Origin of the sequence: Sphingomonas epibiotica, from assembly GCF_039615155.1 — a bacterium.
Taxonomy (GTDB): Bacteria; Pseudomonadota; Alphaproteobacteria; order Sphingomonadales; family Sphingomonadaceae; genus Sphingomonas.
On the sequence record NZ_JBDGHY010000006.1, the window covers coordinates 263,767 to 275,794 of the forward strand.

The 12,028-nt window shown below is 64.6% G+C and carries 9 protein-coding genes, 1 tRNA gene and 1 pseudogene; 9 read left to right on the plus strand and 2 right to left on the minus strand.

What is annotated here, in order from left to right; genetic code table 11:
- Positions 1-192 precede the first annotated feature (192 nt).
- Complete coding sequence (locus tag AAIO73_RS13890; protein WP_345878795.1) at positions 193-492, plus strand: hypothetical protein; 300 nt, start codon at positions 193-195, stop codon at positions 490-492.
- Here AAIO73_RS13890 and AAIO73_RS13895 read toward each other — a convergent pair.
- Positions 480-2,990, minus strand: a complete 2,511-nt coding sequence (locus AAIO73_RS13895) for a MobA/MobL family protein (RefSeq protein WP_345878796.1) — start codon at positions 2,988-2,990, stop codon at positions 480-482. The two genes, AAIO73_RS13890 and AAIO73_RS13895, sit on opposite strands and share 13 nt — an antisense overlap.
- 238 nt (positions 2,991-3,228) lie before the next feature.
- On the opposite strand from AAIO73_RS13895, the gene AAIO73_RS13900 reads away from it, so the two are divergent.
- From AAIO73_RS13900 to AAIO73_RS20305, 6 genes and pseudogenes are all read left to right on the plus strand, one after another.
- Positions 3,229-3,864, plus strand: a complete 636-nt coding sequence (locus tag AAIO73_RS13900; protein WP_345878797.1) for a hypothetical protein — start codon at positions 3,229-3,231, stop codon at positions 3,862-3,864.
- A complete protein-coding gene (locus tag AAIO73_RS13905) occupies positions 3,861-4,658 on the plus strand; it encodes a hypothetical protein (protein ID WP_345878798.1) in 798 nt (265 codons plus the stop codon). Before AAIO73_RS13900 ends, AAIO73_RS13905 begins: the two co-directional genes overlap by 4 nt.
- 40 nt (positions 4,659-4,698) lie before the next feature.
- Positions 4,699-6,588 carry a hypothetical protein gene (locus AAIO73_RS13910; protein ID WP_345878799.1) on the plus strand — a complete coding sequence of 630 codons (1,890 nt, stop codon included), beginning with the start codon at positions 4,699-4,701 and terminating at the stop codon, positions 6,586-6,588.
- 47 nt (positions 6,589-6,635) lie between these two features.
- Entirely contained in the window at positions 6,636-7,979 is a 1,344-nt protein-coding gene (locus tag AAIO73_RS13915; RefSeq protein ID WP_345878800.1) for a hypothetical protein, read from the plus strand.
- Positions 7,980-8,007: 28 nt separating this feature from the next.
- Entirely contained in the window at positions 8,008-8,262 is a 255-nt protein-coding gene (locus AAIO73_RS13920) for a hypothetical protein (protein WP_345878801.1), read from the plus strand.
- A gap of 13 nt (positions 8,263-8,275) precedes the next feature.
- A pseudogene (locus AAIO73_RS20305) lies at positions 8,276-9,349 on the plus strand (recombinase family protein); the annotation flags it as partial.
- Positions 9,350-9,868: 519 nt separating this feature from the next.
- On the opposite strand, the gene AAIO73_RS13930 reads toward AAIO73_RS20305, so the two are convergent.
- Positions 9,869-9,955 (minus strand) — tRNA-Leu (locus AAIO73_RS13930).
- Between the two features lie 143 nt (positions 9,956-10,098).
- On the opposite strand from AAIO73_RS13930, the gene AAIO73_RS13935 reads away from it, so the two are divergent.
- Positions 10,099-11,043: a complex I NDUFA9 subunit family protein gene (locus AAIO73_RS13935; protein WP_345878803.1), complete on the plus strand. Its 945-nt coding sequence runs from the start codon at positions 10,099-10,101 to the stop codon at positions 11,041-11,043.
- Complete coding sequence (locus AAIO73_RS13940) at positions 11,040-11,885, plus strand: undecaprenyl-diphosphate phosphatase (RefSeq protein WP_345878804.1); 846 nt, start codon at positions 11,040-11,042, stop codon at positions 11,883-11,885. The genes AAIO73_RS13935 and AAIO73_RS13940 overlap by 4 nt, the downstream gene beginning before the upstream one ends.
- Positions 11,886-12,028: the final 143 nt, after the last annotated feature.

Consider the following 12,028-nt stretch of genomic DNA (forward strand, 5'->3'; position numbering starts at 1 on the left):
ATGAAAAGCGGGACGCCCCCGCGGATACGATCAGAGCGCCGGGACCGGCGCGAACACGCACCTTTTCCCCTTCAACACCCTAATCGCGGACGCCGGTCACCGGCCGGCTTCTCGATCGTCTGAACAAACGGCTGCCGTTCAGACGGAGAAATCCCAACGGGATGTTAAGGCGTTTGGTTTCATTGGTTCCCAATGCAAAACTCGGCACACGACGAAGACACCGATAGCGATGTGCCGGTAAATCCGTATTTCAGTCCGACGCTTGATCATCTCGAGCATGGTCTCGGTGAGCCAGTGCCTGGCCATCAGGTCGCCTGCCGCGACTGTCCTTCGTCAATGTGGTATTGGACCGAGGGAGACGAACTGTTCTGCCACTGCTCGGTGATGCACCGGATGACCTGGGGCGCAGGCGAAACTCCGATCGAATTTTGTGATGGCCGCGAGCAAGCTGTCGCCAAGCTCATCGACGAAAGGGCTTCTCAGCGCTCCTGACTGCGGTTCGTCGGCGACGGTCGTCGTGCCGGTGTCTGCGCCGGCATCTGCGTTTCAGTCGCCGGCCTGATGGCAAGATGTGCCTCATCCAGTCGACGGTCCTCCTCCCATCGCCTGTTCAAGGCCTCGCGCTGGGCCGCGGCTATGGCGAGAACCTGCCGCATGGCCTGCGATTGCGCGGGCAGCCGGGCCCCGGCTCGTGCAGGCCCGACACCGCGCCGCACGGCGGAGGAGGCAGCGGGCATTGGTGCTGACATGCACGGTATCCGCTTCTGCGATGCCTTGAACGCCGCAGCGGTTTCAGAGAAGGCCCTTTGCAGCGCGGGCTCATGCCGCCAAGCTTTGGCTATGCGGCGGAGGTCAGCAGGTGCCCTCGCCGACAGAGTCCATCCTTGAGGGGCATGAACGGCATCACCGGCGTGGGAGGCGAGGTAAACTCCAAGGCGTGAAATCTCAGCACGCTGGCGATCAGCAATTTCATCCAGCCGCGTCTGCACGTTTCGAGAAGAGATGATGGCGGGCTCGACACCGAAGCGCGTCAGAACGGCATCGTTGACCACGCATCGGTCGTCGCCGTCGAACGCTATCAGAATTCGTTCGGCCTCAACGGCCGTCAGCATCGCGTCGAGAATCTTGGCTGAGTTGTACTCTGCCGCGACACGCCGGGCGTCTGCCGCTTCCTCGCGCTGACGCTCCTCTTCGCGTTTGCGCTGGTCCTCCTCAAGCAGACGTTCGGCTTGGATGCGCTGCAGTGTCAGCCGCTCACGGCGCAGGCGATCTCGTGTCGCCGCCGCCTCGGCTTTACGCCGTTCAAGCAGATCGAATATCTGCTGGACGTTCCGATTGACCGCGTCGACCTCCAACGCGAAAGCCTGCTTCGGCACGTCGATCGTTCGCTTCACAGCGTGTTGCGAGAAGCCGATCGACAGTCCCGGGTCATGCCCAACAGCAGCGTTCACGCGAGATGCCGCGAAACGGCTGAATGCAGAAATTGTCGGACGGTGCGGCATCGGCGTCACGGCGCTGACCGAAAGCGAGGGTATGATGCGGACCTGGTCGCGGTCCATACTCTTTGGAACGGCGCTCAGCCGATGCTGCCGGTCACGCACTGCCGTCACGCCAGGTATCGCAGGGGTCTTCGAGGGTCCCGGGAGCAAAGCCGCAGCCGGGATAGCCGGGATCGGCCGGACGACCGATTGCAAATTTGCAACCTGGATCGTCATCGGCCGCGGTAGCGCATCGTCACCGATGGTTGCGACAACGCCAGGAACGTCGGCGATCGACAGTCCCTGCGGAATTGCTGCAGCGATCGACAGATGTGGCACAGGTGTCATCATAATCAGTATCGGTGCCGCACGTTCCCTGACGCGATCGAGCAACGCCATTTCCGCCGCTGTGTCTTCCTGCGCGTGTCGGAGGTGCTCGTCGAGCAGCGCCGCCTCGCCCGCAAGGCTCTTCTCCCAGTTTCGTTCATTGACAGCGTCCAGCTGACCTCGGCGGACACGCGCCGTCCGCGCCGGACCAAGGTGCTGTTGTGGCGCGATGGGCAAACCGCGCTCGGCGTTCGACAAGGCGGTGTACCGAATGCTGAGCCCCGCTTCCTGCACGACCTCGGTTTGGACGGCAGCGTAAAGGTGGCGCATTGCTTCGAACGCGTCCGGGTTGTCGATCTCGCGCCGCATCATTCTGCCGATATCCCATTCATGGTCGCCGGTGCGAACCATGGGACGAGTCGAAAACAGGAGGTGCAGATGCCAGTTGCGCTGATCGCCGTCTTCGGACGGCGGGTGCAGCGCCAGCGCAAAGGGCAGATCACGATCGCCGAACTGCTCCTCGGCGAAGCGCCTGCCGATCTCGAACATGCGCTCGATGCCGCGATCCATTTCCAGCAACTGATACGGCACGTTGGCGATGGCGTGGAACAGTACCTTCGCCCCGCCCTGCGCCTCCCGGTTGAACAGTTCGACAGCTTCAAGTGCGGCAACCGCCTCCTCGACCGTCTCGCCGACGTTGGACATGAACAGTATGCGGCCATCGTCCGTTTCGTGCGCGCCCTGCCAGATGTACAGCGTCGCGCGGCGACTCACTCCCGCCTTGGTAGCGTGCCCGTAGTAGCGCACGCGGAAGAAGATGCCCACGCGTCCCGCTCGGTCGGTGATCTGCCCTGAATAACGCGGCAGCTGCGAGGCGGCCGCAAGCCAGCCGGTTCGCGTCGACCGATGCATCTCCGGCTTGCGTTCGATCGCGGTCCGCGGCCGGTCATCCGGCTTTATCCTGATGCGCTTCCATAGCGCCCGGCTGCGCCGATCCGCCTCGCGCAATTCTTGCTGCAAGCCCCGCTCAGCGCGGCGGTATTCGCGCGCTTCCTGCTTCTCGGCCTTACGCGCATCGCGGATCATCCGGGCGATCGCGCCCGTGCGCTTGCGCACGATCCGGTGCGCCTGGGCTGCCGTGATCGAGGTCCAGACCTCACCTGAATTGCAAATTTGCAATTGCACGCCGCACATCCAAACAAAGAAGAGGGGGTGTCCATCAAAGACCCGACAAGGCGGGTCGCGATGCTTTCAGCGAGCTGAAAGATTTATTTCGCCAACACCCCCTCTTGAACTTCACTATCTTAATACCTGATGCCTGCCCCCTCAATGCCGCTACTTTTCCATTTACCGCTCAACAAAGGGGGGTCCGGTAAATAAAGCTGCGTCGATCTGGTTGATGGCTCCTGGAAGGAGCCAGACCATGAATGACGACAGCGAGTCGATCGGCGTTGCTGGACAGACGATCGATATGGAGGGCGACGCGGCAGGGGTTGCCAGTGAGGCGTTGCTCATCGCGCGCCACACGGCGAACGCGCTCCGGCGGAGGGCGCTGCTGGCCGCGAATACGACGCTGGTCCAGCGTGACCCCAAGGACGTTGCCGGAGCCATCGCGCTCGGCTTCGTCCTGCGCGGTCGCGGGCTGGGTGCTGCCGACAGCTGGCGGCTCGATGGCCTGCTGAGCGGAAGCGTCGACGAACTGATCCAGCGCCTGACCGAGGCGGCGCACCATCTGCCCGGCGGCGATGCCGGCGCGGTGCTGGTGCGCGCGATCGACCTTGCCGCTGCCGAGCTGGCGGCGAGAGGGGAATATGCTGCGTGGAAACGCCGCGCCGATCGCTACTTCGGCGAACACGACGCGTGGCTCGCTGCTGACGAGGAGATGCGCCTCACAGGTGGCTGGCGCCAGCGGCGCATGACGATGGGTCAGCAGGACCTGATCCGCGCGACCTGTGCGCTGTGGGAAATCGATCTGCCGGGGCATCTGCTGCGCGGCAGCGCACACGACTGGCTCGACGCCGCGCGTGCCAACCTGCGCTACAAGGGAGTGAGCGCGTGACGACGACCTTTAGCTGGACCGACCGTCACGGCGTGATGCACGACCTCTCGACCGACGACGATATCGAGCGCGAGCGACAGGAGATCAGGCTGGAACTGCTCGATCTGGGTGCCAGGCTCGCGAGTACCGATGACGCCGTGTTCGTGGCAGCGTACGATGAGGCGGCAGCGCTTGGCGAGCGGCTGATGGCGCTGCAGCAGGACCTGCAGTGCTTCGTCCGGCACGAGGCCATGCGCGCTGTGGCGATGATCGAGCAGATCGACCTGGACGCCTCGTTCCTCCGCAGCCTGCACCGTAGCTACGAGCAGCGCGAGGCATGCGGTGACGACCCCGCAGCCTTGGCAGTGCCTCCGACGCCTGACCAGATGTCGGTGCTGCGGAGGCAGGCTATCCGGGATGGCCGGGCGGCGATCATCCCTTCCACCTTCGGCGAAGCGCACACCCTGTTGTTCGCGCATTCGGCAACCCGCCGGACGCCGCTGCCGCCGAGCGCGCCCGGGTTCGAATGGACCGATCGCTACATGCGTTACCACCAGGTGCGTGACCTGCGGCAGATCGAGCGCGAATATGTCGCGCTGGCGGATGACCTTTCGCGCCTTCGGCCGCAACTGGCGGCCGACGTCCCGATCCGGGACGTGATCAAGGCGCTGGAAGCAGGCCGACTCGCGGTGGACCGGGTGTCGATCCTAGAAAGGACCATGACCCGATGGACCGCACACGTGATCGCTGTTGCCCGCAGCCACTCCATGGCGTTCCTTGACGAACTGGAGAAGTCCAATGGCCGCAATGTCTAGCGCCAGCGCGCTGCGCTTCCGGCAACAGCCAAATCATCTGATGGCCAGCGTTGCCGCCGGCATCGCTACGGAGATCGCCGCCGACCCTGATGCCGTCCCGACGTCCGTTCTCGACAAGGCGAAGGACTGGTCGGCCCCGTCCGCGGCGGGCATCCACATCATGGGGCATGAGACTCGACGCGCTGGATGGCGCCATGGGCGGCTGCCCGGCCTGCGTGACATGGTGGGGGAATTCCACCCCGTGTTCGACCGGATGATGGTCATGGCCCGCCGTTACGAGAAGAACGTGCCGCCCGAGCGGGAGGCGGCGCTTCGGTCGCCGGTCAGCGCCAGCGACCTGTGGCGGGCGGCAATCTATCGCTGGTCGAACTGGTTCGGCGTCGATGCCGATCTCTGTCGCGTGTATCGCGATGACAACGGCAGGCTGGCCGATGATCCGGCTTACGCCGGACATGCTTATGACGCCGACCACGTCCCCGACGAGCTGCTTCGCCAAGTGCTCGACGTCACCCTGATCGACTGGATCGGCCTGCTTGAGACGCTGCGGGTCACATGGCCGGCGATGTTCGACGCCGTCTGGCACCGCGACGCCAAGGCCGTCGACCACCTCTCGCGCCAGAACCGGCGCTTGCCCGACATGCCGTTCCTGCGCGTCAGGAAGGATTCTGCCGACAAGCTGCGCACCGTCGTCGCGATCTTTTGGGAGGCCGAAAGGGCGTTCGAGCTCATGCACGCGATCGGTGGCAGGCACCGTGTGACGATGACCAGGCTGCTGTCGGCGCTTGCATCCACCTCGATGCTGGGCGCCGCCGTGGCGGCGGACGATCCGACCGGTCGTTACGTCGGCAGCATGTGGTGTCATCGCGGCGCGCTGGCCCTGCTGTTCGACGAGGGGCTGGCGACCGGCCATGACGCTCGCCACCCGCACCGATCGCTCGGCCCCGGCGGCGATGTCAATGTGACCGACGAGATCGTGGGTTGCGTCAGCGACGCAGGTCTCGACCTCGCCGGCTTCAATGCCCGCACCGCGCCGCCCTTCGCGCTCGACTCACGTCTGCGCGACGTCCAAGGCGAGGAACCCGTCGCCTTCTTGGCAGGGCGCGATGTCCGGTCGCTGGCGATCCGCTTCCTGATCGAGGTGCGGGCGTGGCTCGGCGGATCGAAAGGGCGCAAGGCGGTGTTGGGGCCACCGCTGTTCGAGATCGAAACTGACAGTGCAATCGGCCGCTTGGCGTTGCTCATGATTGCACGCATTTGCCCCGACACGGCCCGATCGATCATCCGGGAGGCAACGGAAACGATCACTGCTGTACGAAGCGCGCCTCGATTCAGCGCGAAGATCGCGGACAACCCTGCGGAACCCGACCACCCGATTACTCTGAGTGACATCGTCGCGAACCCACGTCGATGGCGTGCAGAACTCAGAAAGGGCTTACCAATCACCGGCTCAATTACCGCGCAATCGAAATGGCTCGGCCACGACGCCTTTGCCGGGATGGTCAAAAAGGCGAAGAAGGATACTTCCCAATTCATCTCGGCCGCTTTCCCGGCACTCGGTCATTCCATCTGCTTCATGCCGCAAGTCTGGTTCGAACCCTATCGTGAGACCGTGGGACTGCAGGTCGCCTGGGAGGATGTCGGCCGCGATCACGAGGCGGCATTCCCCCGCTGCTTCGACCGGTCGATACCGGCGGACGAGCTCGCCTTCTGCCTGCGGGTCGCAGCGCGCCAGCAGGTCGCTGCGACCGACATGCTGCGCGACCCCCATTGCCGCCAGCCCGACAGTATTCGGTCGCCCAACCGGGGACGTGCAGCAATTGGGTCGCCAGCGCCGCCGCTACCGCCGACCGCCTCACAGCGCCTGCTGCTCGAGCGGCTCAGGCTCGCCGGGATGGGGGGTCCGGTAAATCCGAAGGCCACGAAGCGATAATTGGTCTCCCGCTCGCCGGCGACTCGCCGCGCGACGGGAGACAGAACGTGACCGACCAGACCGACTTCACCCAGATCGCCGCCGATTTCGCGGCAGCCCTCCAGCCTGTCGGTGCGACCGACGATCCTGCGGCAGACCGAGACGACACCCCGCCGCACGACATCGCCTCCGATGAGGAAGGCAACGCAGCCATCCTGCCGGGGGACGACGTCGACCCGGATACAATGCTCGCAATCAGCGACGAAGCAGAAACGGAGGAAACGACCGTATCGCAGGGCAGCGCTGACCCCGCGGCGTCGGACATGTCGCTGACGCAGGAGGAACTGGCCGGCGACGCGGATGGCGATGTCGAGGGGAGCACCGCGCACCTGGTTGGCGGCGATCCGCTGGGAACGGAGAGCGCCGAAATCAGGACCGACGGCGGCCTCTTCGCCGACTTCCCCGCCGCGCCGAGCCAGCCGGGCGAGTTCAAGGTCGCGCTTTGCGACCTTCTGATCGGCGACCAGTCGCCGGGCGGCATCTACGACTTCGACAGCGGCGCAGGGGAGGCGCTGCTCCACGCGGTTCAGACGCCGGAAAATATTGCGCCCATCGTCGTGATGAAGGTCAAGGAAGATTGGCACGTCGTCGATGGCTGGGCGCGCGTCATGGCAATGCGCTACCAGTTCGGCAACAGCGCGAACCTCTTGGTCCGCGCTATCGAGTGGGACGGCACGCACGACGCGGACCTCTACAACCGTTTCGCCGCGACGTTCCTGACGCTCAAGAGCCGCAAGATCGACAAGTCGATCCTGCTTCGTCAGTTTCACCTCGCCTGGAACGTGCCGCAGCTGGTGCTGGGCGCCCGGATCGGCTGGATCGACAGCCGGGTCACGCGCGAGCTGGCTGCCGCCCAGGCGATGCTGGAGGCGCCGCGCTTCGCCGAACTCCACGTCAAGGCCGACGACCCGCCGATCGACTATATGTACAAGGTCCAGCAGGCTCGGGCCGAAGCCGCGGCGGATGACAGGGCACATCCGAAGCGCGCGCCCGAGAAGGGCGCGGTCGCGAAGCTCGACGCGAGGCTGGAGGCGCTGCTCGCGAAGCCCGAACGCTTCGCCACCGCGGAGGCGTTGGCGAAGCTCGGTATCGGCAAGTCGGACAAGGCTAAGCCGACCTCCGCGAAGAACGGACCGGAAGACGTTTCCGCCCCGGCTTCCGAACTCGTGGCCCCGACGATCATCGACTGCGTCGAGGACTCCGGCGGCGACGCCGTCGCCATGGTCGAGATGGGCGCCGACCAGCTCCCGAGCATCCGCCTGCTGGTCGACATGACCAAGCTGGAAGATCGTCGAAAGGCCGAGGTGCGCCACCTTGTCCACGAGGCGGTCGACCGGCTCCTCGGTTTCTGAGGCTACCGACCGCATCAGGGATTCGGTCGTGGCCGATCATGATCTTCCGATCTCGTCGCCCGAAAACTCGACGGCGGGCGCGGGTGACTCGTTTTCGGACGAGACGGGTCTATCGGTCCCGTCCACCGGGGTTGACCGATCGCGTCCGGTCGATTCTGATGCGAAGGGCGTCAGCACCGACATCCCCGAGCGGCTCGATGTGCTCCTGCCGGGCGAGGCGGCGCTCGTATACCAGTATCTGCGCGGTCGGCTTGCGGGGCTGTTCGACGATGCTGCCGACTGATCGGAAGACACACATGACCCAGCCGCTTCGTGCCTACATCTACGCTCGTGTTTCGAACGACGACGAGGACGGCAACAACGCCTCAGGCGCCGCTCAGCGCGCCGCCTGTCGCGCCTGGTGCGAGAAGGAAGGCGTCGAAGTCGTCGAGGAATTCGAGGAGCTGAACGTTTCCGGGCGCAAACTCAAGCGGCGACAGTTCGACCGGATGATTGCGCAAGCGACAGCCGCGCACCGACCTGTGCATATGATCGTCGTTTACGCACTTTCCCGATTTGCGCGGCGGCTGCTCACCCAAATGACCGCTGAACACAAGCTGGATGGAGCAGGTGTCAAGTTGGTGTCGGTGATCGAGAACATCGCCGATGACGCGAATGGCCGTTTCATGCGCGGCATGATCGGTCTGGTAAACGAGAAATACGCCAACGACGCTTCGATCTTTACCGCCCGCGACCGCCGCGGGAACGCTGCCAACGGCTATTGGAATGGCGGCCCCGTTCCTTTCGGTTACGAATCGCGCGTGGTCGTGACCGACGGCCGCAAGGGCCGCAAGAAGCTCTTCACCGCAGAAAGCGAGGCGGCAGTTGTCCGGCTCATCTATGATCTCGCCGACGTGGGCCTCACCGGTCGGCCCATGGGAACGCGGGCGATTGCCGCGCACCTGAACGCTAACGGTTACACACTACGCGGCAAGCCGTTCTACCATAGCAACGTCGACGGCATCCTCACGCGGCAGCATTACGGTGGTTTCTATCGCGATCGCACGATGGACGCGAAAGGCATCAAGCCAGCAGAAGCCGAGGCGATCGTGGTTACATGCCCGCAGATCGTCGCACCCGATCAGATCGCCCGCGTTGCCGCCATTCGCGCCGGGGCAGCACCCTCCGTCACACCGCCGAGGATCACGAATTCACCCGTTCTGCTGGGCGGTATCGCGACCTGCGGCCATTCCGAATGCGGCTCCGGCATGGTGCTGCGCACCGGCAAGGGCGGCGCCTATCGCTATTATGTCTGCAATCGCAAGGCGACGGCGGGGGCAGCAAGTTGCCCGAGCAAGGCGATCCGCGAAGATGCGCTCGACGGCATCGTGCTCGAGGGGCTACTCGGTCGCATCCTGCAGCCCGAACGGCTGAAGATGCTTTTGGCGGAAGTCCTCGATCGATCGGACGACGCCGAAAAGCGCAGGAAGGACGATCTCGATCGTGTACGCCGCGAGCGGATCGCAGCAGAGGGCCGGCTCCGTCGCCTGCTGGAACTGGTAGAAGAAGGATTGATGAGCCCGCGCGACCCGATCTTCGGCGACAAGCTCGCCGAGGTCCGCGCCTCGATCACCGCACTGACCGAAACCGAGCGGAGCCTGCAGACGCAGCTAGGCACGGGCACCCGCCTCGTAGATGAAGCCGCAGTCGAACGATTTGGTGCGATGCTCCGCGCCGAAATCCTTGGGGAGAACGCGGAACTGCGGCGTTCCTACGTTCGGATGCTGGTCGGCGACGTTTCAGTCAACGACAACGAGATCGTCATCGCCGGCTGCACGGCCGTGCTTGAAGCAGCAGCGACCAAGGGGGATATGACCGGCGCAACCGCAGTTCGCGGTTTTGACCGGAAGTGGTGCCCAGAAGAGGACTCGAACCTCCACGACCTTGCGATCGCCAGCACCTGAAGCTGGTGCGTCTACCAATTCCGCCATCTGGGCACGGGGTAGGAGGGCGCCTCTACGGGGGGTGCGGCGGGGTGTCAACAACTTGTTTTGCGATTTTTACGTTGTCCTTGCCGTTTTGCTGCGGGAGCGGCATGGGGCTGGCATAGAGGCATGTGGGCCAAGCAAAGGCGGGCACGATGAAGAACCAGTTGGTGACGCTGTTCGGCGGTGGCGGTTTCGTCGGCCGCTATGTCGTACAGGAATTGTTGAAGGCGGGCGCACGGGTCCGCATCGCGCAACGCGATCCGCGCCAGGCGCTGTACCTGCGCACCCAAGGCGGCCTTGGTCAGACGCAGTTCGTCGCCGCTGACCTGTCGCGCCCCGACACCCTCGCCCGCGCAGTGGCGGGATCGGACGCAGTCGTGAACCTTGTCGGCATTCTCGAGGGCGATTTCGACAAGGTGCATATCGCTGGCGCGCGCAATGTCGCCGAGGCAGCGGCTGCGGCGGGTGTCGGGGCGTTTGTGCAGATCTCGGCGATCGGTGCCGATCCGGCATCGCCCTCCGCCTATGGCCGGTCGAAGGCGGCGGGTGAGGACGCGGTGCGGGCGGCATTCCCGAAGGCGACTGTGCTGCGCCCCTCGATCGTGTTCGGGCGTGAGGACGGCTTCGTCAACCGCTTCGCCGGCATGATCGCCGGTGCGCCGGCGCTGCTCGGGCGGCCGATCGTGCCGGTCATGGCGTCGGCGACCAGGTTCCAGCCGATCTATGTCGTCGATCTGGCGCAGGTGGTGGTGAAGGCGCTGGCCGATCCCGACCGGTTCGGCGGACAGACCTATGCGATCGGCGGTCCTGATGTGATCTCGATGGGGGAACTGAACCGTTGGATCGCGCGCGCGGTCGGGCGAGATGTCCGCTTCGTCGAGGTCGCGAACGAACTGGGCGGGCTGATCGCGGCGCTGCCGTTCACGCCGATCAGCAAGGATCAGTGGGCAATGCTGTCGCGCGATAATGTCGTCGCCGGCGATGTGCAGGGGATCGAGGCGTTTGACATCCGTCCGGTGCCGTTGGCGACGGTCGCGCCCGAATGGCTGGTCGCGTACCGCAAGAATGGCCGCTTCAACAAAGCCGCCCGCATATGAGCACTGCGCAATCGTGGCTCGAAGCCGCGATCCTGGGCGTGATCCAGGGGTTGACCGAGTTCCTGCCGGTCTCGTCCAGCGCGCATTTGCGCATCGCCGGCGCGTTCCTGCCGTCGGGGACTGATCCGGGTGCCGCTTTCACCGCGATCATCCAGATCGGGACCGAGGCGGCGGTGCTGCTGTATTTCCGCAAGGATATCTGGCGGATCGCGACGGCATGGCTCGGCCAGTTCTTCGGACGGCAGGCGGCGCATGACGCCGACAATGCCCGGATCGGCTGGCTGGTCATCGTCGGTACGTTGCCGATCGTCTTGTTGGGGTTGTTATTCAAGGACGCGATCGAGACGTCGTTGCGCAATTTATGGTTCACGGCTTTCAGCCTGATCGGTTTCGGTATCCTGCTGGGTATCGCCGACCGGGTCGGGCGGCGGCGCTGGGGCATCGACCGGCTCGGCTGGGGCAGCGGCATCGCCTTCGGCTTTGCGCAGGCGATGGCGTTGCTGCCGGGCGTCTCGCGTTCGGGCGGCACGATCACTGCCGGGCTGTTCATGGGTTTTACCCGTGAGGCGGCGGCGCGTTATTCCTTCCTGCTGGCGATCCCCGCCGTGCTGGCGTCGGGGCTGTATCAGCTGCTCAAGACCTGGGGAGAGTTCGGTCCCTATGGGCCGGGGCCGACGCTGCTCGCCACCGCGATCTCGTTCGTCGTGGGATATGCATCGATCGTCGGATTCCTGAAGCTCGTGTCGACCCGCGGCTATATGGCGTTCGTCGTCTATCGCGTGCTGCTGGGTAGCGCGCTGATTGTGCTGCTTTCTCAGGGACGGATCACGCCACTGGGTTAGGCCCGTTTCGGCCATTATTTAGCTAGTTAAGAATGGATATCATTAGTAACCACGGTCACGCTGCGTAATAAGGTCAGTAATTCTTACCTACCGACGGTTTATTGCGTGACTCCGCCGTCAAAATATGCTTTCCGAACGGTCGG